This is a genomic window from Bradyrhizobium sp. CER78 (assembly GCF_029846235.1).
GTDB lineage: Bacteria > Pseudomonadota > Alphaproteobacteria > Rhizobiales > Xanthobacteraceae > Bradyrhizobium.
In genome coordinates this window covers 96,867-118,230 of record NZ_JARVWP010000018.1, presented here as the reverse complement: position 1 = coordinate 118,230, position 21,364 = coordinate 96,867, and the positions used below count along the sequence as shown (strand labels likewise).

The 21,364-nt window shown below is 65.0% G+C and carries 26 protein-coding genes; 20 read left to right on the top strand and 6 right to left on the bottom strand.

The features are described 5' to 3' along the window. The first annotated feature begins 11 nt into the window (after window positions 1-11). The 4 genes from QDT69_RS30200 (at window position 12) to QDT69_RS30185 (ending at window position 2,298) form a co-directional block, all read left to right on the top strand. The gene (locus tag QDT69_RS30200; protein WP_279710114.1) at window positions 12-545 is read left to right on the top strand and encodes a YbjN domain-containing protein; all 534 of its coding nucleotides are present in this window, start codon (window positions 12-14) and stop codon (window positions 543-545) included. A gap of 40 nt (window positions 546-585) precedes the next feature. Continuing rightward, entirely contained in the window at window positions 586-1,485 is a 900-nt protein-coding gene (locus QDT69_RS30195; protein ID WP_279710113.1) for a transglycosylase SLT domain-containing protein, read from the top strand. 105 nt (window positions 1,486-1,590) lie between these two features. Then, the gene (locus tag QDT69_RS30190; RefSeq protein WP_279710112.1) at window positions 1,591-2,007 is read left to right on the top strand and encodes a hypothetical protein; all 417 of its coding nucleotides are present in this window, start codon (window positions 1,591-1,593) and stop codon (window positions 2,005-2,007) included. Between the two features lie 114 nt (window positions 2,008-2,121). After that, window positions 2,122-2,298 (top strand): MJ0042-type zinc finger domain-containing protein, encoded by a 177-nt coding sequence (locus tag QDT69_RS30185; RefSeq protein ID WP_307756240.1) that lies wholly within the window; start codon window positions 2,122-2,124, stop codon window positions 2,296-2,298. A gap of 142 nt (window positions 2,299-2,440) precedes the next feature. Here the strand turns inward: QDT69_RS30185 and QDT69_RS30180 are convergent, their stop codons facing one another. Beyond that, window positions 2,441-3,511, bottom strand: coding sequence for an AraC family transcriptional regulator (locus QDT69_RS30180; protein WP_279710111.1), 1,071 nt, complete (start codon window positions 3,509-3,511; stop codon window positions 2,441-2,443). 422 nt (window positions 3,512-3,933) lie between these two features. Between QDT69_RS30180 and QDT69_RS30175 the strand changes: the two genes are divergently transcribed. From QDT69_RS30175 to QDT69_RS30150, 6 genes are all read left to right on the top strand, one after another. After that, window positions 3,934-5,586: a fatty acid--CoA ligase gene (locus tag QDT69_RS30175; RefSeq protein WP_279710110.1), complete on the top strand. Its 1,653-nt coding sequence runs from the start codon at window positions 3,934-3,936 to the stop codon at window positions 5,584-5,586. A 35-nt stretch (window positions 5,587-5,621) separates the two neighbouring features. Next, the gene (locus tag QDT69_RS30170) at window positions 5,622-6,098 is read left to right on the top strand and encodes a MaoC family dehydratase (protein ID WP_279710109.1); all 477 of its coding nucleotides are present in this window, start codon (window positions 5,622-5,624) and stop codon (window positions 6,096-6,098) included. Then, window positions 6,095-7,798, top strand: coding sequence for an alpha/beta fold hydrolase (locus QDT69_RS30165; RefSeq protein WP_279710108.1), 1,704 nt, complete (start codon window positions 6,095-6,097; stop codon window positions 7,796-7,798). Before QDT69_RS30170 ends, QDT69_RS30165 begins: the two co-directional genes overlap by 4 nt. After that, window positions 7,791-8,738, top strand: coding sequence for a poly(3-hydroxyalkanoate) depolymerase (gene phaZ, locus QDT69_RS30160; RefSeq protein ID WP_279710107.1), 948 nt, complete (start codon window positions 7,791-7,793; stop codon window positions 8,736-8,738). The genes QDT69_RS30165 and phaZ overlap by 8 nt, the downstream gene beginning before the upstream one ends. 16 nt (window positions 8,739-8,754) lie before the next feature. Continuing rightward, the gene (gene phaP / locus QDT69_RS30155) at window positions 8,755-9,183 is read left to right on the top strand and encodes a TIGR01841 family phasin (protein ID WP_279710106.1); all 429 of its coding nucleotides are present in this window, start codon (window positions 8,755-8,757) and stop codon (window positions 9,181-9,183) included. A gap of 61 nt (window positions 9,184-9,244) precedes the next feature. After that, the gene (locus QDT69_RS30150; RefSeq protein WP_279710105.1) at window positions 9,245-10,462 is read left to right on the top strand and encodes an acyl-CoA dehydrogenase family protein; all 1,218 of its coding nucleotides are present in this window, start codon (window positions 9,245-9,247) and stop codon (window positions 10,460-10,462) included. A 24-nt stretch (window positions 10,463-10,486) separates the two neighbouring features. Here QDT69_RS30150 and QDT69_RS30145 read toward each other — a convergent pair whose 3' ends face one another. From QDT69_RS30145 to QDT69_RS30130, 4 genes are read right to left on the bottom strand one after another with little or no spacing between them, the layout of a single operon-like run. Beyond that, the gene (locus QDT69_RS30145; RefSeq protein ID WP_279710104.1) at window positions 10,487-11,734 is read right to left on the bottom strand and encodes an MFS transporter; all 1,248 of its coding nucleotides are present in this window, start codon (window positions 11,732-11,734) and stop codon (window positions 10,487-10,489) included. Then, window positions 11,731-12,060, bottom strand: coding sequence for a hypothetical protein (locus tag QDT69_RS30140; RefSeq protein WP_146988596.1), 330 nt, complete (start codon window positions 12,058-12,060; stop codon window positions 11,731-11,733). The genes QDT69_RS30145 and QDT69_RS30140 overlap by 4 nt, the downstream gene beginning before the upstream one ends. Next, window positions 12,047-12,625 (bottom strand): isochorismatase family protein, encoded by a 579-nt coding sequence (locus tag QDT69_RS30135; RefSeq protein ID WP_279710103.1) that lies wholly within the window; start codon window positions 12,623-12,625, stop codon window positions 12,047-12,049. The genes QDT69_RS30140 and QDT69_RS30135 overlap by 14 nt, the downstream gene beginning before the upstream one ends. A gap of 44 nt (window positions 12,626-12,669) precedes the next feature. Then, window positions 12,670-13,122, bottom strand: coding sequence for a MarR family transcriptional regulator (locus QDT69_RS30130; protein WP_279710102.1), 453 nt, complete (start codon window positions 13,120-13,122; stop codon window positions 12,670-12,672). Window positions 13,123-13,371: 249 nt separating this feature from the next. Between QDT69_RS30130 and QDT69_RS30125 the strand changes: the two genes are divergently transcribed. Next, entirely contained in the window at window positions 13,372-14,325 is a 954-nt protein-coding gene (locus tag QDT69_RS30125; RefSeq protein ID WP_279710101.1) for an alginate lyase family protein, read from the top strand. A gap of 38 nt (window positions 14,326-14,363) precedes the next feature. Here QDT69_RS30125 and QDT69_RS30120 read toward each other — a convergent pair whose 3' ends face one another. Beyond that, entirely contained in the window at window positions 14,364-14,630 is a 267-nt protein-coding gene (locus QDT69_RS30120; RefSeq protein WP_279710100.1) for a hypothetical protein, read from the bottom strand. A 292-nt stretch (window positions 14,631-14,922) separates the two neighbouring features. Between QDT69_RS30120 and QDT69_RS30115 the strand changes: the two genes are divergently transcribed. The 9 genes from QDT69_RS30115 (at window position 14,923) to QDT69_RS30075 (ending at window position 21,354) form a co-directional block, all read left to right on the top strand. Further along, complete coding sequence (locus QDT69_RS30115; protein ID WP_279710099.1) at window positions 14,923-15,993, top strand: histidine kinase; 1,071 nt, start codon at window positions 14,923-14,925, stop codon at window positions 15,991-15,993. Between the two features lie 108 nt (window positions 15,994-16,101). After that, window positions 16,102-16,758: a response regulator transcription factor gene (locus QDT69_RS30110; protein ID WP_021079504.1), complete on the top strand. Its 657-nt coding sequence runs from the start codon at window positions 16,102-16,104 to the stop codon at window positions 16,756-16,758. A 139-nt stretch (window positions 16,759-16,897) separates the two neighbouring features. Then, entirely contained in the window at window positions 16,898-17,284 is a 387-nt protein-coding gene (locus QDT69_RS30105) for a hypothetical protein (protein WP_279710098.1), read from the top strand. A 2-nt stretch (window positions 17,285-17,286) separates the two neighbouring features. Beyond that, a complete protein-coding gene (locus QDT69_RS30100; protein WP_279710097.1) occupies window positions 17,287-19,038 on the top strand; it encodes an OmpA family protein in 1,752 nt (583 codons plus the stop codon). Further along, complete coding sequence (locus tag QDT69_RS30095) at window positions 19,038-19,550, top strand: GTP-binding protein (RefSeq protein WP_279710096.1); 513 nt, start codon at window positions 19,038-19,040, stop codon at window positions 19,548-19,550. The genes QDT69_RS30100 and QDT69_RS30095 overlap by 1 nt, the downstream gene beginning before the upstream one ends. A 282-nt stretch (window positions 19,551-19,832) precedes the next feature. Then, window positions 19,833-20,249 carry a DUF3597 domain-containing protein gene (locus tag QDT69_RS30090; RefSeq protein WP_279710094.1) on the top strand — a complete coding sequence of 139 codons (417 nt, stop codon included), beginning with the start codon at window positions 19,833-19,835 and terminating at the stop codon, window positions 20,247-20,249. An 84-nt stretch (window positions 20,250-20,333) separates the two neighbouring features. Continuing rightward, entirely contained in the window at window positions 20,334-20,648 is a 315-nt protein-coding gene (locus QDT69_RS30085) for a hypothetical protein (RefSeq protein ID WP_279710092.1), read from the top strand. 71 nt (window positions 20,649-20,719) lie between these two features. Then, a complete protein-coding gene (mscL, locus tag QDT69_RS30080; protein ID WP_279710090.1) occupies window positions 20,720-21,139 on the top strand; it encodes a large conductance mechanosensitive channel protein MscL in 420 nt (139 codons plus the stop codon). A 47-nt stretch (window positions 21,140-21,186) separates the two neighbouring features. Beyond that, window positions 21,187-21,354 carry a hypothetical protein gene (locus QDT69_RS30075; protein WP_167351838.1) on the top strand — a complete coding sequence of 56 codons (168 nt, stop codon included), beginning with the start codon at window positions 21,187-21,189 and terminating at the stop codon, window positions 21,352-21,354. Window positions 21,355-21,364 lie beyond the last annotated feature (10 nt).

Here is a 21,364-nt window from a genome sequence, read left to right as displayed (position 1 = left end):
CGGAGACCACAATGTCCGAGACCATCACCAGGCTGACCATCGAAGTATTGCGCGACAGCTTCCAGAGCGTCGGCTATCGCGTCGAAACGCTGACCGATCCGGTCGCCAACACGACCTATCTGCGCTCGGCGACGGCGGGGCTTGGCTTCGAGATCCGGCCGGGAAACCAGCTGGTCGGCGAGGAACAGAGCTTTGTCGACGCCACGCTGGTCACCACGCTTCAAGTGCAGGGCGAGCTGCCGCTCGACCTCGTCAATCGCTGGAATACGACGCGGCGGTTCGGACGGTTGCAGTTTAGCCAGCCGTTCCTGATGTTCTGCCTCGATGTCACCGTCGCCGGCGGCGTGACGCCGAACTTCGTCCGCGCGCAGATCGAGATCTGGGACCGGCTGGTTCAGGAGCTGATCGCCTATCTGCGCGAGGAGCTGCCGAAGCTCGCCGTGCGCAACGGCGCGGCCGCGGCCGCCCCGCAGCCCGCTGCGCCGGTCCAGCGGCCGACGCATGAGCGCACCGCGGAAGCCGAGGCAGTTCCTACCATCCAGTAGTCGCGCGCCGACGCGCCACCATCAGGACCGCAAGCGACCGATGAACGACGACGTTCCCACGATGAAGGCGATCAGCTTCCGCCGAACGCGGAAGCTGATCGATCCTGCGCGTCGTCGGGGCAGCTGCATCGCTGGCGCACTTGCATTCGTGCTTTGTCTTGCGCAGCCCGTTCATGCCGAGGGAGAGACGCCGGCGTCGTCGTTCAGCACGCGGTTTGCCGCCGTCGACCAGGCCGAGCCTTCCGCCGACGCCATGGCAAGGCCGCCGGCCGAGCCGGCCGCGCCGGCCAAGGACACGGCAAAGCTGAAAGATTCGCCGAAGGACGCCGGCGGGAAGACGTTCCCGCCTCCGTCGGCAAGCCAGCCCGCGCTGTCGGACGCGCGCATGCGCTATCGCGCGCTGATCGAGAAGGAGGCGGCGGGAAGCGGACTCGCGCCGGAGATCGCCGAGGCGGTGATGGGCGTGGAGAGCGGCTACAATCCCGACGTGATCGGCGGTGTCGGCGAAATCGGGCTGATGCAGCTGCTGCCGTCGACTGCGCGCATGCTCGGCTTTTCCGGCTCGCTTGCCGAACTCGCCATTCCCGAAAACAATATTCACTTCGGTGTCATGTACCTTGCCCAGGCGTGGCGCCTTGCCGGCGGCGACCTGTGCACCGCGGTCATGAAGTACCGCGCCGGCCATGGCGAGACCCGCTTCTCCTATCTGTCGGTGAATTATTGCGTAGCGGTGCGCGCCCGGCTGTTTGCCCGCGGGTTTCGGGTGACGGGAACCGTACCGGTCGCAACGTTCGGTGAGCCCGGGCGCGGCGGGGGTGGTGGTGGCGGCGGATGCGGCCGCAAGTGCCTCGGCGGCGGCGGACGCATCGGGCGCGTCGACCTCGTCGCGCTCAACACGCGGCTCAACGCACTCGTGGTCCAGGCCCGGGGAGGGAAATAGCAAGGCTGCGCCTTTCATGCTCGTAGCGTTGCCGATCCTCGCTTGATATCTGCCCCTGGCTTCCTATCGTTTGAAACAGCCCTGGTTCTGCAAGGAGCAGCACCGATGAAAGTGATCATGTTGGCGGTCGCCGTTGCCGCATTGTCGGCGATGCAGGCGGAAGCGCAGACGCAGCAGCACACGCCGCTGCCGGAAATTGTCGTCGGCACACCGCCGCCGGCTCTCAACCTCAACCGCGACACCAATGGCGGTGCCGGCCGGCCTGCGGCACGAGGTGGCGGCGGCGCTCCGGCCGAGCGCTGCGGCGATGCGGCTTCGCTTGGTTGCATCAACGAGCGCTTGAAGAAGCAGGTCGATCAGGTCAATCCGCCCGTGACCAACACGCCGCCGATCGACGCGAAATCGCAGGATCTCAAGGTGGGCGTGGTCAACGTCCCGGCGGTGCAGCAACAATATGGCCGCAACTTCGGGGTCTCGGCGTTTCCCTATCGCCCGGCGGCACCGGTTTACAGTCATCGATAATCCGCGCGAAAGCGCTTCTGTCTCTCACAGATCGTGACGCCGTCACATTTCTGACGATGGGTATATGGAAAATAGAGAGAGCAACGGTTTGCTGATTCCATGCGAAAATCTGACGTGACGTGCCCCCATTGCCAGGCCGGCTATCGCCGGATCGAATTGACGTCGAAGGGCGGCGTCGCCGGTGAGTTTCGCTGCCTGGTGTGCGACCACATGATCGAGCTGATGGACGGGTCGACCGATGTTGCGTTTCGGCTGACCGTGCAGCCGGGCAAGACGTCTTACGCCTACTAGAGCGTTTTCGAGCGAAGCGGACCCCGGTTCGCGTGAAGAAAACGCGTCCAAACAAGAATCCGGAGCTTCGGTTCTGATTCAATCAGAACCGAAGATGCGTCGGGTCCTCGCAAGCAGGACCGTGAGCGATCGTAGCCGGCAGTTATTCGCCGCGGATATCGCTCGGTGCCTTGTTGGTCCACCGGTGGAAAGCGCGCCTGAAGTTCGCCGCGTCGCTGAACCCGAGCGCCAATGCGATGTCTTCGTTGGCCAGTGTCGTGTTGCGGAGATATTTCAGCGCAAGCTGGGTCCGCAACTCGTCGTGCAGTCCGCGGAAGGAAAAGCCCTGCTGACGAAGCTGGCGCCGCAGCGACCGGTCGTTCATGCCGAGCAGCTTTGCGATCGCCTCGAAGGTCGGGGGATTTGCGATGTCGCGAAGCAGGATGGCGCGGATTTTTCCGGCAACGCCGGTCCGCAGTTTCAAATCCCCGAGCAAGTCGTCGCAGAGGGCCACGATGGTCGGATAGGTCGTCTTGTTGCCGAGATCGGCGCTCCGATCCAGCCACTGCGCCTTGAACACGATCTGGTTGGCCGGCTGATCGTAGCGCACCGGGCACCCGACATGATCGAGCGGAAGCTCGAAGTCGGTCGCCCGCGGATAGGCGAGCGTGATTTCGAATGGGGTGAAGCCAGGCCCCATGACGTCGCGCATCAGCGAGATGTGGATGCCGATCTGCATCTCGGCGACGAACCGGTAGAGCGCGGAGTCGGCGAGTGCGTGCAGATTGGGCTCGATGGTCCAGCGCGCATGGGCCTTGTCCTCGGTGAAGTCGATCGCCGCCAGCGGCGCCGCGAGCGCGTGGTAGCGCATCGCAAACTCCATCGCCTTGCGAAAGTCCGGACAGCACAGCAGCGCATAGCCGTACATTCCGTATGTCGAGACGTGGATCGATGCGCCGATGCGATAGGGCAGATGACGGTCGGTCGACAGCCGCACCGCGTTTTGACAGACCGTCAGCAGTTGCGTCAGCGAGATCCGCGCCTGCGGTGAATGGACGTCGGCCAGCGGAATTTTGGTGTCGCGCAGGATAGCGTCGGCCGGGACGCCAGCGCCGGCCAGCATGTCGAAGACGGCACCGAGCTTGGTCGTCTCGTAGACCTTGTCGCTGGTGCCGACGGTCAGGATGTCGCCGCGGGAGCCCGGAAGCCTCTTCAGTCGCGTGGTTGGTTGCAACCTGCACCAGCCTTTCCTTCGGTCCCGAAGCAGGACGCCGCAATGCCCGGGCAGAGCCGATTCACGCCCGCCAACACCTCGGAACATAGCCGGTTCGCGGCGCAACCCAAGGCTTATCCAAGGCCTATCAATGGGTCATCCATGCTGCGTAGCAGCAAGAGCGGCGGCGGCGAGACGACGGTGAAGACGCCAAAGAGGGCAATTTTGGCCGAGACCGTTGCTGTCGATGAGAGCAGTCTGTCCGCTTGAGACCCCGCCGATGTCCGATTCGGACCTTCACAAATCTCGGGCATCACGCGAGGCTTCGTTTTAATGTCACACGGTCAGGCCGCTGTGACGCAGGACGGCAGACCACGCGATCCGCGCACTCAAGAACTGCGGACGTCACGGTTGGAGGACATGCCAGGTCGAGGGAGGCTTCCATGGTTGGAAGGCTGATTCAGACTGCACCATCCGCGTATCAATATCCGCTCATCTTCAAGCAGCTTTGGCACACGCCGCGTGTGCAGGCGCCCGACCAGGAGATCGTCTATCGCGATCTCAAGCGTCAGACCTATCGACAGACCAGAGAGCGGATCGGTCGCCTCGCCTCGGCGCTCAGCAAGGCAGGCGTCGAGCCCGGCGACACCGTCGGCGTGCTCGAATGGGACAGCCATCGCTTCCTCGAAGCATTCTTCGCGATCCCGATGATGGGCGCCGTGCTGCAGACGGTGAATGTCCGCCTGTCGCCCGAGCAGATCGCCTACACGATCAACCACGCCGGCGCGTCGACGCTGCTCGTCAACGACGAGTTCGTCGGATTGCTGGAAGGCATGAAGGGACAGCTCCCGAATGTGAAGCGGATGATCGTGATGTCGGACCGGCCGGCGCCGCAGACCGGCAGCCTGTCCTTCATCGGCGAATATGAGAGCCTGCTGGCGGCAGCCTCGCCCGATTACGACTTTCCCGATTTCGACGAGAACACCCAGGCCACCACCTTCTACACGACCGGCACCACCGGGCTGCCGAAGGGCGTCTACTATAGCCACCGCCAGCTCGTGCTGCACACGATCGCCGGGCTGGCGCTGTTCGGCATGGCGGGGTCGCAGGGACGCTTCTCGCGTGACGACGTCTACATGCCGATCACGCCGATGTTCCACGTGCACGCCTGGGGCTTCCCGTGGTCGGCGACGCTTGCCGGCACCAAGCAGGTCTATCCCGGCCGCTACGAGCCGGCGATGCTGGTCAAGCTGATCAAGAGCGAGGGCGTCACCTTCACGCATGGGGTGCCGACCATCCTGCAGATGCTGCTCAACGCCGCCGCGGCGGCCAAGGTCGATCTCAATGGCCTCAAGATGGTGATCGGCGGCTCCGCCTTGCCGAAGGCGCTGGCCAAGCAGGCGATGGAGGCCGGCATCGACATCTTCGCCGGTTACGGCATGTCGGAGACCGGTCCGCTGGCCGCGGTGTCCCATGTCAGCTCCAGGGATCTCAGCGGCGACCCCGACGGCGAGGTCGAATTCCGCACCCGGGCCGGCATCGCCGGTCCACTGGTCGACCTGCGCATCGTCGACCCCGACATGAAAGACATCCCGCATGACGGCAAGTCCGCCGGCGAGATCGTGCTGCGCGCGCCCTGGCTCACCCAGGGTTACTACAACAATCCTGAAGGCTCGGAGCAGCTGTGGGCCGGCGGCTATCTGCACACCAGTGATATCGCGGTGGTCAGCCCGGGCGGCTACGTCCACATCACCGACCGGATCAAGGACGTGATCAAGACCGGCGGCGAATGGGTCTCCTCGCTGCAGATCGAGGACCTGATCTCACAATGCGCCGGCGTTGCCGAGGCCGCGGTGATCGGCGTCAAGGACGACAAATGGGGCGAGCGGCCGCTCGCGCTGGTGGTCAAGAAGCCGTCCGGTGCCGACGACGTCAGCGATGCCGTCATCAAGGACCATCTCAAGGTGTTCGCCGACCAGGGCGTGATCTCGAAATACGGCATCCCCGGGACGATCCTGTTCATCGACAGCATTCCCAAGACCAGCGTCGGCAAGATCAACAAGAAGGAGCTGCGCGAGCTGTACGGCGACATGTGAGGTTGGGACAGAACGGATCGAGGAGGGACAACATCATGAGCAGCCTCACAATGGCCGGGCTGGGCGAACACGTTGGAAAGGAGCTCGGACTTTCCGATTGGGCCACGATCGATCAGCAGCGCATCGACACGTTCGCATCCTGCACCGGCGATCACCAATGGATTCATGTCGACGTTGAACGGGCGAGGCGCGAGAGCCCGTTCCGCGGTCCGATCGCGCATGGCTATCTGACGCTTGCGATGGTGGCGCCGCTTGCGATGCAGGTCGGCATCATTCCGCGCGATGCCGCTGCCGGGCTGAACTATGGGGTCGACAAGGTCCGCTTCTTGGCGCCGGTGCCGGCAGGCGCGCGGGTGCGGCTGCGCGTCGTGTTGTCCGGCATCGAGCCGAGGGACGGCGGCCAGGTGATCATGAAGACCCTGAATACGCTGGAGGTCGAGGGATCGGAGAAGCCTGCTCTGATCGCCGAGACGCTGGCACTTCTGATTCCCGCAGCGGGAGCAAAGCAATGAGCACCGAAAATCGCAGTCCGGATCAGCCGGCCTCTGACATGTCCGAGGCCGCGTCGCGCAACACGCTGGCGCTCAATCCACTGGTCGGCATCCAGGGCCAGGATCTGGTCGAGGGCGCCGGCATCCTGTTCAAGGCCGTCATCAACGAACCGAAGGTTGCGACCGAGCAGTGGCTGTCGTTCGTCAGCGAGCTCGGCTCCATCGCCGCCGGCAAGTCGGAGCGTGCGCCGAAGGCGGGCGACAAGCGATTTGCCGATCCGACCTGGAAGGAGAGCTCGCTGCATAGCGGCCTGCTCAAGGCCTATCTGGCCTGGGGCGAAGCGGTCAACGGGCTGGTCGACAAGACCAGCCTCAGCGACATCGACAAACAGCGCGCGCATCTGATCACCGAAATCCTGATCGATGCGGTAGCGCCGACCAACACGATGATCACCAACCCGGCGGCGGTCCGCAAGTTCATCGACACCGGCGGGCAAAGCCTGTGGAGCGGCCTCAAGAACTATATCGGCGATCTGACGCAGAATCGCGGCATGCCGTCGATGGTCGACATGAAGGCCTTCATGGTCGGCGAGAACCTCGCGACCACGCCGGGCGCGGTGATCTTCCGCAATGAGCTGCTCGAGCTGATCCAGTACACGCCGACGACGCCGACGGTCAGGAAGCGGCCGCTCGTGATCACCCCGCCGCAGATCAACAAGTACTACGCGCTCGATCTTTCGCCGGACAAGAGCATGGTGCGCTTCCTTTTGGAGAGCGGCATCCAGGTCTTTGCAGTGAGCTGGCGCAACCCGACCACCGCGCACCGCGACTGGGGGCTTGACACTTATGTCGCGGCGCTGGACGAGGCGGTCGACGCGGCGCGCGAGATTTCCGGCAGTGAAGACGTCTCGATGATGGGATCCTGCTCCGGCGGCATCACGGCGACGGCCTATTTCTCGACGCTCGGCAGCGCCGCCGAGAAGAAGATCAAGAATCTGGTGCTGGCGGTCTGCCTGCTCGATCCCAACTCGGCCGAGGAGAGCGCGTTCGGCTGCCTGATGACGCCCGAGACCATGCGGGCGGCGAAGGCGTCCTCGCAGCTGCGCGGCATCGTCGATGGCCATGATTTGGCGCGGATGTTCGCCTGGATGCGGCCCAACGACCTGATCTGGAACTACTGGGTCAACAACTATCTGCTCGGCAACCAGCCGCCGGCGTTCGACATCCTGTACTGGAACGCCGATACGACCCGCCTGCCGGCGGCGCTGCATGGCGATTATCTCGATCTCTACTTCAGCAACCCGTTCGTCAACGCCGGCAAGCTCACGCTCAACGACAAGACCATCGACATGAGCAAGGTCAAGGCGGACAGCTATGTCGTCGCCGGGGTGACCGACCACATCACGCCGTGGCAGGGCGTCTACAAGACCGCCCAGATCATGGGCGAGGGCACCACCTTCGTGCTGTCGAACAGCGGGCACCTGCAGAGCCTGCTCAATCCGCCGAGCAACCCGAAGGCGTCGTTCATGATCGGGCCGGTGTCCGCGGACAAGCCCGATGCGTTCATGGCCTCGGCCGAGAAGCGCAAGGGCAGCTGGTGGCTCGACTGGCGCGACTGGCTGCAGCCGCGCTCAGGCGACGAGATCACCGCGCCCGCTGCGCTCGGCAGCGTGCGCCATCCGCCCCTTACGAAAGCACCAGGAACCTACGTCTTTGACTGAGCATATTACCAGCGTCGATACGGCGAGCCCGCCACCGGTTGCGCAACGCGGCGTCATCGAGACGCGGCAGGTCTCGATCGATGGCCAGCTGCTTCAGGTCGCGATCCGGCACGGCGACGGCAGCGGGCCGCCGCTGCTGCTGTTCAACGGCATCGGCGCCAATTGGGAGCTGGCGAAGCCGTTCCTCGATGCGCTCACGAGCACCACCGCCATCATCTTTGATGTGCCCGGCGTCGGCGGCTCGCCAAGGCCGGCCTGGCCCTATCGTCCATCGACACTGGCGCGGCTTGCCGCCGACCTCGTTGCCGAGCTGGGTTATGTCGAAGTCGACGTCGCCGGCGTGTCCTGGGGCGGCGGCATCGCACAGCAATTCGCGCACCAGTTTCCGAAGCGCTGCCGCCGGCTGGTGCTGGCCGCGACCGCGCCGGGCTTCACCATGGTGCCGGCAAGCCCCTCGGTGCTGTTGAAGATGGCGACGCCGCGCCGCTACACCGACAAGGGCTATATGAAGAGCATCGCCGCCGACATCTATGGCGGGGCGTTTCGCGACGATCCGTCACTGATCGGCCGGCATGCGGCCGCGATGCATGGCGCGCGTAGCATGGGCTACTTCTATCAGCTGCTGGCGATGACCGGCTGGACCAGCCTGCCCTGGCTGTGGTCGCTGCCGCAGCCGACGCTGATCCTGATGGGCCGCGACGATCCGCTGGTTCCTCCGATCAACGGTCAGATCATGGCGAGCTTGATCCCGAATGCCGAGCTGCACCTGATCGACGACGGGCACCTGTTCATGGTGACGCGGCCGGCGGAGACCGCTGGCCTGATCGAGGCGTTCCTCGCCGATGAGGGCCGGCAGGCCACGTCGACCCTGCTTTCGCGCACGACCAGTTACCTCAGAGACCTCGTTCCAACATCCGGAGGCGGGCACCTTAAGTCGTAACCACAGGGAGAATATCATGACGGATAACAGCTCATATATCGACATGCTGCGGAAGTTCGGTAGTGACCTCGGCTTGCCGAAGCTGAACGTGGACGAACTGCTGCAGGCCCAGAAGAAGAACCTCGAGGCGCTTGGCAAGAGCGCGAAGGTCGCGGCTGAAGGCGCGCAATCGGTGGCGCAGAAGCAGCGCGAGGTGCTGGAGGCGGGCTTGCGCGAGGCCTCGACGCTGGCGCGCGAATACAAGCCGCTCGGTAAGGTCCACGAGAATCTCGCTCTGCAGACCGAGTTCGCCCGGAAGATGTTCGACATCGCGGTGAAGGGTGCCCAGGACAGTGCATCGACGGCGCGGCAGTCGACAACAGATGCGGTCAAGATCATCCAGGATCGCATGAAGGAGAGTTTCGAGGAGTTCCGCGCCAGCGTGCGTCCGAACAAATCGGCCTGAGATCGTCGGCCCGGATCACGACCCATCAAGCAAAGCCTCGCCACGCATCAGGGAGGACACCATGGCTAACGCGCAGGCAACACGGGCGGCCAAGCCGGACTATGCGCCACCGCCGATCAACGGCGACTTCTACGGGATTGCCCGCGTCCTGAACGAGAGGGAGCGGGCGCTGGTGCGGCGCGTGCGCGAGTTCACCGAAGGCGTGGTGGCACCCGTCATCGAGGAGTTTTGGGGCCGCGACGAATTCCCGTTCGCGATCGTCCCGAAGATGGCCGAGATCGGCATCGGCGGCGTCGGCTACCAGGGCTATGGCGCCGCCGGCGGCAGCTGGCTGCTGAACGGCTTTGTCGCGATGGAACTGGCGCGGGTGGATTCCTCGGTTGCGACCTTCTGGGGCGTGCACACCGGACTTTCGGCGGGCTCGATCTATCTGTGCGGCGACGAGGCGCAGAAGCAGCGCTGGCTGCCTGCGATGATGCGCTTCGAGAAAATCGGCTCGTTCGGTCTCACCGAGCCGCTGGTCGGCTCGGCGACGTCAGGCGGGATGCTGACCACCTGCCGGCGCGAAGGCGACGTCTGGATCCTCAACGGCCAGAAGAAGTGGATCGGCAACGCCACCTTCGCCGACATCAACGTGATCTGGGCGCGCGAGGAGGGCTCGAACCAGGTCAAGGGCTTTGTCGTGGGCAAGGACAATCCCGGCTTCTCGGTCGAGAAGATCAAGACCAAGATGGCGCTGCGCGTGGTGCAGAACGGCCTGATCACCCTGAAGGACTGCCGCGTGCCCGAGGCTGACCGGCTGCAGAAAGCCAACACGTTCAAGGACACCGCCAAAGTGCTGCGCATGACCCGCACTGGCGTCGCGTGGTTCGCCGTCGGCTGCGCGATGGGCGCCTATGAGCATGCGCTGCGCTATGCGACCGAGCGGCAGCAGTTCGGCAGACCGATCGGCGGCTTCCAGCTGGTGCAGGATCTCTTGGTCAGGATGCTCGGCAATGTCACCGCAACGCAGGCGATGATGCTGCGGCTCGGACAGATGCAGGACGAAGGCGTGATGCTGGACGAGCACGCCTCGCTGGCGAAAGCGTTCTGCACCGTCAAATGCCGCGAGACCGTCGGTTATGCGCGCGAGTTGCTGGGCGGCAACGGCATCTTGCTCGAGAACCATATCGGCCGCTTCGTGGCGGATGCCGAGGCGATCTATTCCTATGAGGGCACCCGCGAGATGAACACCCTGATCGTCGGCAAGTCGATTACGGGATTGAGCGCCTTCGTCTGAGCCGTGGCGCGGTTGCGCCGTCGGTCATTCGGCCGGCGGCATGCTGCGATGTCCGCTGCCATGTCCGGCCGCGGCGTTGGCCTGCGAGAGCATGCCGAGCGCGACGAGTGCCGCGGCAAAGCCTGCGGCAGCGCCGACGCCGAGCGCCCAGCGCGGCCCGAGATGGTCGGCGACCCAGCCGACGATCGGTGCGCCGATCGGCGTACCGCCGAGCGCAACGCCGAGCCGCAGCGCCATCACACGCCCGCGCATCGTCGGCTCGGTGGAGAGCTGCATCAGTGCGTTCGAGGTGTTCAAGACCGTCAACGAGGCGATGCCGATCACGACCAGGGCGGCGGCAAACAGCCAGTAATTCGGCGCCAGTGCGGCGAGCGTGCAGCCGACGCCGAAGATCGCGGACCCCAGCATCAACGCGACAAAGCGCGGCCGGTCGCGGGTCGCCGCCAGCAGCGCTCCCGACATCGTGCCGATCGCCATCATCGACGACAACAGGCCAAAGCCGCGCGCGTCGGTATGGAACACGCCGACCGCCATGGTCGAGATGAAGATCGGAAAGTTCAGCCCAAACGTGCCGATCAGAAACAGCATGACCAAGGTCGCCCTGAGATCGGAGCGGGACCAGACATAGTGAAATCCTTCCGTGATGCCGCCCCTGGTGCGGAGTGCGCGCGCATTCGGCCGAAGCTCGGATTTGCGCAGCAGGCACAGCGAGGTCAGCACCGCCATGAAGGACGTGCCGTTGAACAGGAACGCCCAGCCGGTGCCGACCGAGGCGATGAGCAGGCCGGCCATCGCGGGGCCGACCATGCGCGCGGCATTGAAAGAGGTCGAGTTCAACGCGATGGCGTTCGATAGGTCTTTATCGCCGACCAACTCGGCCACGAAGGTCTGGCGGACCGGGGCGTCGAGCGCGGCGCTGCAGCCGAACAGGAACGCAAACACATAGACGTGCCAGAGTTGCACCAGCCCGGTGACGGTGAGGATACCGAGGATGAGCGACAGCGTGCCCATCGTCGCCTGCGTCGCCATCAGGAGCCGCCGCTGGTTGAAGCGATCGGCGGCGAGGCCGGACCAGGGCATCAGCAGCAGCTGCGGTCCGAATTGCAGCGCCATCACGATGCCGACGGCGGATGCGCTATTATTTGTCAGCTGGGTGAGGACGAGCCAGTCCTGGGCGGCGCGCTGCATCCAGGTGCCGATGTTGGACACCAGCGCGCCGACCGCCCAGACCCGGTAGTTAAAGCTCGCCAGTGATCGAAAGACGCGTCTCATGTTCGTTGAGGATCATTCCCGCCGTGAAACCGTCCGAACCGCCGCGCCAGGAACAGGCCGATCAGGAGGCCGCCGAGGCCCAGCGCGGCGACGTCGCTGGTGGTTCGGAGGCCGAAGTCGCCGACACGGCAGACCAAGAGATATCCGACGGCGAGGTTGAAGAAGCCCCATACGATGTTGACGGTCGATGACGACAGGCCTTCGCCCGGCGGCTTTGCGAACGGGCTCTGAAACGGCTCGCCCATCATGCCGGCGACGACGTGGGGGATCGCGTTGGTGAGGAAGGCGCCGCCGAAGAAGTAGGCGACAAGGTCAAGCCAGTTCATGCGCGTGGGTCCTTTCAAGCAGATCGATGATCGCCTGCGTCGAGCCGGTTTCGCCGAGCCGCGGGAATACGTGCTCGATGCTGTAATCATGGGCGTGCGGTCGCGCATCGGTCATGGCGTCGATCGCGAGCGTGACGTTGAAGCCGGCCTCAAAGGCCTGCCGTGCCGTGGATTCGACGCCGCCGGCGGTCGCGACGCCGGCGATCACGACATGGGTAACGCCGCGGGCACGGAGCTGGTTCTCGAGGTCGGTGCTCGCAAATGCGCCCCGCGTTCGCTTGGTGACAACGATGTCGCCAGGCTGCCGGTCGAGCTCCGGAATGAGATCGGTCCATCCGTCGGGAAACGGGCCGTCATGGCGCGGCGCCTGCTCAGTTCGCCCCGGCGAACTGCCATCGACATTGACCAGCGCGACCGGCAGGGCGCACCGCCGAAACGCAGCACCAAGCGCCGCAGCGCGCGCCACGACGTCGCCGATCGGATAGGTGAAGGGCCAGCTCATGAGGCCGTTTTGCAGATCGACGACGATGAGGGCGGTGATCGGATCGAGCGTCGTAAGGGCCATGATCGTTTCCTTTCAACCGGGTGTGTCTCGCGAATGGCGCGGCGTCAGTCCGCGACCAGCCGCTTCAGCAAGCCGACCGCGGCGGCGAGTTCATCCTGTTCCCGCGCCGACAGCCGCGCGGCAATCGTGCGTGACAGCCAGTCCTGCCGCGCGGCGCGGCCGGTGCGCAGCCGCTCGCGGCAGGTGTCGGTGAGCGACATGATGGTTTGGCGGCCGTCGTCCGGATCGGGCGCACCGCGCACCAGGCCCGCCGCCTCGAGCGCGGCGATCGCCGAGCTCATCGACTGCGGACGCATCCCCTCCGACCGCGCCAGGCTGGACACGGTCGCCGGGCCGTCCTTTTCGAGGCGCAGCAGCACCGCGACCTGGGAAGGCGGCAGGTCGTCCCGTTGACCCTGCTCGCGCAGCCGCCGTTTCAGCGTTCCGATCAACAGGCGAAGGTCTTCGGCGAGCGCGGATGTCCGTGCCGAGCCGGTACGGGCTGGTGAACTGTTCATGCCGGTAGTGATGGCATATATGCAGGTAAACTGTAAAGATTGTCTTCGCAGCTTAGCTTCATATTGCCGTGATCGTCGGCGCTTCGGCCGAGTCTTGCTGGACCATGGCGTAACCCTGAACGGCGCCTGAATCCGGTTTCCCGAGCGCATCACTTTAGATTTTGTTGTCTTCCTGCGCGCCGTCGCCGATGACTGCGCCGGCGCTCACGACGGGCGTATCTTCCCGCGGTGGCTCGCGGAGTTCCTTCAATGAAGCATGACATTCGTTTCGCAGCGATCGGCGTGTCGATCGCTCTTGCTTGCCTCGCGCAGCCGGCAGCGGCCCGGACGTGCGAGGCGCCGCCGGCGCTGACGTCGATCGATCCGCCGGGCTTCTACCAGGATGCGAGCGGTTACGCGGAAGCCATCAAGCCGCTGCACGCGTTCATCGCGGAGGTCAACAAGGCGGCCGATGAACGCGATCTGGATTGCGTCATGGACCTGCTGGCGGGCTGGGCGAGGGGAAGTGCCCTGCTGACGATCGGCGCCAACTATCAGGGCGATTTCGAACGCTCCTGGGCCGGGACCGATTTCGCGCTCGCGCTGCTGCGCTTCCCTGCGACATCGATCAAGGCCGATCATCGCTTCCAGCAGATCAAGCCGTGGCTGATCCGGATTGCCGAGGAAACCCGCGATGCCGATCGCATCAACCACCTCGGCAACAATCTGGTCTATTGGGCCGGACTCGATCTGATGTCGATCGGCACCCTGACGGATCGGGGTGATCTGGTCGATGCCGGCATCGCTCGCGCCCGTCAGGGCATCAGGGATATCGGCCCGCATGGCGAACTGGAGCGCGAGCTGAAACGCGGCGAGCGCGCGCTGCACTACCACAACTTTGCGCTCACGCCGCTGGTGTTCTGCGCCGAACTCGCGAGCCGGCGGAACATCGACCTCTATGCCGAGAATAACGGAGCGATCCACCGGCTCGCCGCTGTGATCGTTCGCGCCGTCAAGGATGAGCGTAGCTTCGGCGCTCTCACCCAGGTTCCGCAGCAGCTCTTCCCTTGGACCTTCCAGGGCGACCTGGCCTGGATGGAGCCGTACTACGCCCGGTTTCACAATCCGGACTTGCCGGCGATCCTCCGTGCGAGGCGGCCTTTGAATAATCCACGGCTCGGCGGCAACGTGACGGCAATTTGGGGCGCGCCCTTGCCGGATTGAGCGTCGGCGGAAGATGTGCCGCGCCCGATGACGTGCGCTTACTCGCTCTCGCTGGTCGCCGGGGCTGCGTAGGCGTCCCGCGCACGCTTGGTCACGGCCGCGTAGCGCGCCGTCGCGCTGAGGCTCATCAGGCCGGCGCGTACCAGACCGAGAATGGCGCGTCGTGAGTGGAACGGGCCGGTCTTGCTCGCGGCATATCCGCGCGGGTAGAGCTGAAGGCGGCCGGAGAGCGCTTCCTGCAACGCCACCTTCTGGGTCGCGCTCAGGCGCCGGCGCCGCGCGGGCTTCTCCGCTTCCGCCAACATGCGCAGCTCGATATCCGACGATCTCCGTGGCGCGCCCTTCATTGTCAGCTCACACCCTGGCCGACTGGCACGACGACCTTCCGCGAGGCCCGGCGACCGGCCGGCATCGCCATGGACGCCGTCATGTGGCACATCATGGCTTGCGCTGTTGCTCATCCGTGGGACAGAACCGCATTTCGAGCGGCGGCGGCACCTGACGAAGGTCAGGATCGGTTATGACGAAAGTCATATTCGTTTGCGGCCGCTACCGGCTTACGCCAGAGTGGGCTGCTCGCTGAGTGATGGGCAACGCATGATCAATCTGAGCGCGGATTTGCTTGCGGCCGCGGAAGCCAACGTCATCGGCCTAGCCGTCATCGGTGCCGACCGGAGCATGCAGCGGAAGATCGGCCGGCTGGTCGAATGGCTTCCCGCAATCGGCGTCGATTGCTGCGAGTGCATGCTGCTGGTCGGCATGGAAGCCGAATTGGCGGCGCTCGCGAGCGGCCAGCGGGACACGATCGCGCTGGCCGGCGTGCGCGGCGCGTCGCCTGACATCACGCAGCCGATGACGGCGGTCGTGCTGTGGAACGGCGCGCAGTCGCACTATTTCGTCATCGCCATGCCGGACTTCGCGGGACGTCAGGTGGAAACGCTGCTCGGCAGCGAGCGCCGGGCCCGTCGCCTGATGGAGCAGCAGCTCGAGGCGGCGAGCGCCGAGGTGCGCTTTGCCTCCCTGGCGCGAACACGGCTGCGGCTGGCGCGCGATCTGCACGATACGCTGGTGCATTCGATCGTTGCGCTGCTGACCCAGATACGGCTGATCAGGCATTATCTGTCGGCCGATCCCGCGCGCGTGGCGGATAGCCTTGCGACCGCGGAAGATGCCGCCGCGAGTGGCCTCTCGCGCGCCCGCGAGGCGATCGATCGCCTGCGCACGCCCGACGATCTGAAGCTTGATCCCGATGTCGAGGGACTGCTGAGCGACTTCGCCGCACGCAGCGGCGTCAGGGTGTCGATCCAGATCGACGAAGAGGCGCGTGCCGGCTTGCGCGATTGCGGATTGACGGTTCAGCGCATCCTCAGCGAGGCACTGCGCAACGTCCAGGCCCATGCGCAGGCACGCCGTGTCTCCTTTCACGCTTTCGAGGCGCCGGCGGCGGTTGGCCGCAAGCTCGTCGTCGAGATCCGCGACGACGGCCATGGCTTCGATCCCGCGATCCCGCATCCCGGACATTTCGGATTGATCGGAATGGCCGAATTTGCTGAACTTGTCGGCGGAAGCTGCGCGGTGGAGAGCGCGCCCGGACAGGGAACGCTGGTCCGGATATCGCTCCCCGTAGCGGTGCCGCCGGCGGCGTCTGCCGGCGTGCTGGCCGATTGATGTCGTGGCCGTGCAATCGGTGCGTTTTCGAGCGAAGTGGGTGCCGGTTCGCGTCAAGAAAACGCGACCAACAAGACAACAGGACCTTCGAGAGGATGACGGAAGCCCGTGAGCAGGATTGAGAAGGTACGGGTGCTGATTGCAGAGGATCAGACCCTGATCAGGGAAGGTATCGCCACACTGCTTGCCCAGCAGAACGACGATTTCGAGATCCTTCCCGGCGCGGCCGATGGCGAGCAGGCCATCGAGTTCGCGCGGCGCTACCGGCCGGACGTCATCCTGATGGACCTGCAGATGCCGCGTGTCGACGGCATCGCGGCGACCCAGCGGATTCTGCGAGAGTTGCCGCAGACCCACATCGTGGTGCTGACGACATTCGAGACCAACGACCTGATCTTCGAGGCGGTCAGCGCAGGCGCCAAGGCGTATCTCCTGAAGGATGCCAGGATGGAGGAGATCGCATCGACGATCCGCGCGGTCATCAACGGCCAGTCCGGGCTTTCGCCGGGTGTCGCGGCGCGCATCCTCGACGAGTTCAAGCGGCTGCGCGGCCCGCGCGTCTCGGCGAAGCTGCCGGTTCGCGACGGGTTGACGGCGCGGGAGAATGAAATTCTCACGCTGATCGTCGAGGGCAAGAGCAATACCGAGATCGGCGAGCGGCTGCATTTGGCCGAGGGCACCGTGAAGAACTATGTCAGTACCATCCTGGAGAAATGCCAGGTCAAGAACCGTACGGAACTCGCAATAAAGGCAATAACTTACTAGAAATAATTGCCCTCAACCGCGCAACCAAGCGGTTGATCTTGCTGAGATTGCTCGCCTTTCTCTGGGCCGCGCCCACAAAATTGGCTATAGGGTTGTTTCGGATTTGCTTTTTGAAGCGGCAGGTCCGGATTGCGCGGCTATGAGTAAGCAGGAAATCACCATGAAGGGTATCGAGCGCCAGACCAAGGGTACGGACGGACCGGCAGACGCTCCGGCGGCCGGCAACGGCGTGGATCCGGCCGCGCACGGCATGGCGGCGATCGATCAGGTCCGCGACCTCCTGTTCGGCGGCGCGCAACGCTCGCTCGAGACCAACCTCTCGGGCCTGCGCGAGGAGATGCAGGCATCGCTGAAGCAGATGCAGGCCGACTTCACCAACGAGCTCACCGCGCTGCAGGCGAGGCTCTCCGACCTCGAACGCGACACCGAGCAGAAGCGCCTCGACTCGCTGAAGGATGTCGGCGCGGCCATCACCCAGCTCGGCACCGTCATCAGCGGATTGGGAACCGGCCGCACGGGCAAATAAGCATGGCAGCTGCTGCCGGCCAGAATCGCGAGATCGAGCAGCTCAAGACATTGCTGTTTCAGCCCGAGGCGACGCGTCTGACGTCGCTCGAGGCTGACCTCGACTCGCTGCAGCGCTACGTCGGCAATGCCGATCGGCTGGAGACGGCGACCGCCGGCATTCTCGTCGAGGCGCTGGAGCGCGCCGAGGTCAATCGGCCGCGCGAGCTCGCCACCGCGATTGCGCCGGTCGTGGTCTCCGCGATCCGCAGCGAGATCAAGAATTCGCGCGAGCAGATGATCGAGGCGCTCTATCCGATCGTCGGCCGGCTGGTCAGCGCCGCGGTTGCAAATGCGTTCCGGGAACTGGTTGCCTCGCTCGAGCAGCGCATCAATGCCCTGACCTCGGCGCAGCTGTGGGTCGGGCGCGTCAAGTCGCTGGTAACGGGGCGTCCGATCAGCGAGTTCGTGCTTGCCGATCGCCCGCCGCAGATCAATCGGCTCCTGATCATCGAACGCGGCAACGGCCGGCTGATCGCCGACTGGAAGCGCGAGGAGACCGCCGACGAACGCGCCGACCTGCTCAGCGCGATGGTCGCGGCGATCCTCGAGTTCTCCGTGCAGGCACTGGCCGGCGAAGGCAATCTGCAGACGCTCGATTTTGGTGGCCGGCAGCTCGCGCTGCGCGCCTCACCCCGCTTTATCCTGGCGGCGGAGTGCCTGGGACCGCTGCGTCCCGCCGACAATGCCCGGATCAATTCGCTGTTTTTCGACGCGATCGAGCGCATCGACCGCGGCGCGGATTGCGATGGTCCGATGCTCGCCTCGCTCGCAGCCGCAATCGAAACCGACGACGCGCCGCGGCGGATCGCAAGCCGGCGCGGCAAGGTGATCCTGTTCGCCGTGCTCGCCGCGGTGTTGGCGCTGTTGCTCTGGCTTGCCGCGACCTCGGTGTCGCGCAGCCTGTTGGAGCGGCGAACCCATGCGGCGCTGGAGCAACTCGCCGCAAAGCAGCCTTTGCTGGCCACGTTCCCGCTGCGGCTTGACTTCGATCACGGCAAGGCAAGCGTGGCGGTCTCGGGCATCGAACCGGGCGAGCTGGAGACGGCGCCGGTGATCGACGCGCTTGCTGCGGCCGCGGCACCTTACAAGATCGTCAACCGGATCGGGCAGGTCGCCACACCGGAGCAGGCGGTGGCAGCGCAGGCCGGCATCGCAGGCCTGCAGCAGAGCCTGACGCGGCTGCAGGCGAGTCTCGACCAGATGCGCGAGGCGATGAACGCACAGGCGAAGTCGGGCGACCAGAAATATGCCGGGCTGACCGAGCAGTACGACAAGCTCGGCGAGCAGTACGCGAAGCTCGGTGAGCAATACGCCAAGCTGCAATCCGTCGCCGACGGCCCGGCGGCGCGGCTCGACCGCTTCATCGCCTCGACCGCGGTCTTCTTCGTCAACAATTCAGACGAATTCCTCGACAACGATCAGGCCGAACAGCACCTTCGCGAGCTTGCCGGACTGCTGGCGAACAACGATCTCAGGCTGCGGATCGTCGGCTATGCCGATCAGAGCGGCACGGAAGGCACCAACAGGACGTTGGGGCGCAAGCGGGCGGAGCAGGTCCAGCGCAGGCTGACCGCGCTCGGGGTCGATCCGTCGCGGCTGATCCTGGTGTCGCGCGCCGCGACGATGCCGATCACCGACCGGCTTGATGCCACCGTCGGCGGCAACCGCCGCGTCGCGTTCGAGACGGTCTATCGAGGCGAAGTGGCCCGCTGATGCTCACCGCAAAAGTCATGCTGCTCGGTGATATGGGGGTCGGCAAGACGTCGATCCTCTATCGGCTGATCTACAACCGGTTCGAGGGCCAGTACAAATCGACGCTGGGCGTCGAGATCCTGAGCCACGACGTGGTGCCGGCGGACGGCAGCGATCCGATGCGCCTCGTGCTGTGGGATACCGACGGCGATTTCGGCACGCAGATTTTCGACACCGTCTATGTCACCGGCACATCCGCCGCGATCATCGTCTCCGACGTCACGCGGCCGCAGACGGTGACCCGCATGGTCGAGCTGGTTCGCGGTTTCGAGGAGCGCTTTCCGGGCCGGCCCTACCGGGCGCTGTTGAACAAGATCGATCTTCCGGAAGCGGCGGGCAGCGCGGGCGCGATTGCCGAGCTCGCCAAGTCGCTCGGCAGGTCGAGCGTGAAATCGGTCAGCGCCAAGACCGGCGTCGGCATCGCGGAAAGCTTCGTCGAGCTCGCCCAGACCATCCGCCGCCGCCAGCTTTAGCTCAAGATGCGCGACGCGCGTTGGTGTCAGCCGTCCCGACTTCTCGGGGCTGGCGAATCGGGCCGGGACGGCTGACTTCATCGCACGTGGGGCGTACGATGAAACGCGCGCGACGTGCGATGCCTGACCGCACGATTCTCTCCCCGACTGCACCACGCCGTTCCACACTCCGATAGTGACGATGGTCATCTTCCACTAGGCCAATGGCCTGCCTATCGTTCGCTCCGTCACCGGAACCAGCCACGGGACCAACGGTGTCTCGGGCGCACGGAGTGAGAGAGCATGAGCATTTTTGGAAGCATCATGGGTGCAATCTTCGGCCATGGCGCCCAGGCCAAGACGGCTGAGACCACAACGACGGCTGCGCCCGGCGCTGCGCCGGCATCGACATCAACATCGTCAGCTCCCGCGTCCGCGGCGCCCGGCACGCCGGCGGCGCAAACCGTCGACGTCGCGGCGATCGTCGACAGGGCGGCGGCCGCCACCGGCGAGAAGCTCGACTGGCGCACCTCGATCGTCGACCTGATGAAGGCGCTCGGTCTCGACTCGAGCCTTGCGGCGCGCAAGGAGCTCGCCAAGGAGCTGCACTACGCCGGCGATACCAACAACACCGCCACAATGAATGTCTGGCTGCATCAGCAGGTGATGGCCAAGCTCGCCGCCAATGGCGGCAAGCTGCCGGCCGACATCAAGACCTGACGACCGGCCTTCCCTGAGCCGTGCAAGGCCTTCGCGTCCTGCACGGCTCCGAAAACGATGTGTATTGCGTGAGGAGCAGTTGCGATGACCTCGTCTCATCTTGCCATCCTGAACAGGCCGCGGACCGGCGTCGCTGCCGCTTCGATCGGCGCGAGACTTGCAGCGGGACTTGTAACGGGACTTGGGTTCGCAACATTGGCGCTCGGCATCACGATTGCCATCGCCCGCGCGGATAATTCCGGCGCCGCGCCACAGCCGGCCAGTGCGCCGGCAAGTGCGAATGTGCAGCGCGCTTCGCAGACCCTGCCGCCGGCACGGGTCATCCTGCCAGCGCCGTGGGAGCAAGCCGCTCCCATGCAGCCGGTCGCGGCGCCGGCGAAGCCGGCCGATCGCCATTGATTTTCACACTTTTGTTGCGGCCGGCGATTCAGTCGCCAGGCTGTCCCACACTTTATCGAACGGGAGATCACATGCTGAAGGAATTCAGGGAATTCGCCATGAAGGGCAACGTCGTTGATCTCGCCGTCGGCGTGATCATCGGCGCGGCGTTCGGGGCGATCGTCTCGTCGATGGTGGCAGATATCATCATGCCGATCATCGGCGCGATGAGCGGTGGCCTCGACTTCTCCAACCATTTTACCGCGTTGTCGAAGTCGGTGACGGCAACGAACCTGGCCGATGCCAAGAAGCAGGGCGCGGTGCTGGCCTGGGGCAACTTCCTGACCCTGACGCTGAACTTCCTGATCGTCGCCTTCGTGCTGTTCATCGTGGTGCGCCTCATGAACCAGCTCAAGCGCGAAGCACCCGCGGCGCCAGCCGAGCCGCCGAAGCCGACCAAAGAGCAGGAACTGCTCACCGAGATTCGGGACCTTCTGAAATCGCGTGCGTAGCGATCGCTACCTGTATCGTGCGTACTGCCCAGCTCTGGAGCCTAGCCATGCCAGAACAGGTCAAGCTGCCCCGCAAACTGTCGCAAGAGCCCGGTGGTCCGTCCAAGCTACGGCCGAGCCACCGGCGGGTTATCGAGGAACTCGACCGCTGGGCCAACAGTCCTGGCCTGCAGCCGCCGAGTGACACGGACAAGCAGAGCGACGACAAGCGCTAGCGCTAGCGCA

Coding starts and splice junctions, on each gene's coding strand:
- QDT69_RS30130 (WP_279710102.1), bottom strand. CDS start 13,122: ATGAACAGTTCACCAGCCCGTACCGGCTCGGCACGGACATCCGCGCTC.
- QDT69_RS30135 (WP_279710103.1), bottom strand. CDS start 12,625: ATGGCCCTTACGACGCTCGATCCGATCACCGCCCTCATCGTCGTCGAT.
- QDT69_RS30115 (WP_279710099.1), top strand. CDS start 14,923: ATGATCAATCTGAGCGCGGATTTGCTTGCGGCCGCGGAAGCCAACGTC.
- QDT69_RS30075 (WP_167351838.1), top strand. CDS start 21,187: ATGCCAGAACAGGTCAAGCTGCCCCGCAAACTGTCGCAAGAGCCCGGT.
- QDT69_RS30090 (WP_279710094.1), top strand. CDS start 19,833: ATGAGCATTTTTGGAAGCATCATGGGTGCAATCTTCGGCCATGGCGCC.
- mscL (WP_279710090.1), top strand. CDS start 20,720: ATGCTGAAGGAATTCAGGGAATTCGCCATGAAGGGCAACGTCGTTGAT.
- QDT69_RS30085 (WP_279710092.1), top strand. CDS start 20,334: ATGACCTCGTCTCATCTTGCCATCCTGAACAGGCCGCGGACCGGCGTC.
- phaP (WP_279710106.1), top strand. CDS start 8,755: ATGACGGATAACAGCTCATATATCGACATGCTGCGGAAGTTCGGTAGT.
- QDT69_RS30100 (WP_279710097.1), top strand. CDS start 17,287: ATGGCAGCTGCTGCCGGCCAGAATCGCGAGATCGAGCAGCTCAAGACA.
- QDT69_RS30140 (WP_146988596.1), bottom strand. CDS start 12,060: ATGAACTGGCTTGACCTTGTCGCCTACTTCTTCGGCGGCGCCTTCCTC.
- QDT69_RS30145 (WP_279710104.1), bottom strand. CDS start 11,734: ATGAGACGCGTCTTTCGATCACTGGCGAGCTTTAACTACCGGGTCTGG.
- QDT69_RS30170 (WP_279710109.1), top strand. CDS start 5,622: ATGAGCAGCCTCACAATGGCCGGGCTGGGCGAACACGTTGGAAAGGAG.
- QDT69_RS30195 (WP_279710113.1), top strand. CDS start 586: ATGAACGACGACGTTCCCACGATGAAGGCGATCAGCTTCCGCCGAACG.
- QDT69_RS30200 (WP_279710114.1), top strand. CDS start 12: ATGTCCGAGACCATCACCAGGCTGACCATCGAAGTATTGCGCGACAGC.
- QDT69_RS30095 (WP_279710096.1), top strand. CDS start 19,038: ATGCTCACCGCAAAAGTCATGCTGCTCGGTGATATGGGGGTCGGCAAG.
- QDT69_RS30150 (WP_279710105.1), top strand. CDS start 9,245: ATGGCTAACGCGCAGGCAACACGGGCGGCCAAGCCGGACTATGCGCCA.
- QDT69_RS30105 (WP_279710098.1), top strand. CDS start 16,898: ATGAGTAAGCAGGAAATCACCATGAAGGGTATCGAGCGCCAGACCAAG.
- QDT69_RS30125 (WP_279710101.1), top strand. CDS start 13,372: ATGAAGCATGACATTCGTTTCGCAGCGATCGGCGTGTCGATCGCTCTT.
- QDT69_RS30190 (WP_279710112.1), top strand. CDS start 1,591: ATGAAAGTGATCATGTTGGCGGTCGCCGTTGCCGCATTGTCGGCGATG.
- QDT69_RS30175 (WP_279710110.1), top strand. CDS start 3,934: ATGGTTGGAAGGCTGATTCAGACTGCACCATCCGCGTATCAATATCCG.
- QDT69_RS30165 (WP_279710108.1), top strand. CDS start 6,095: ATGAGCACCGAAAATCGCAGTCCGGATCAGCCGGCCTCTGACATGTCC.
- QDT69_RS30120 (WP_279710100.1), bottom strand. CDS start 14,630: ATGTTGGCGGAAGCGGAGAAGCCCGCGCGGCGCCGGCGCCTGAGCGCG.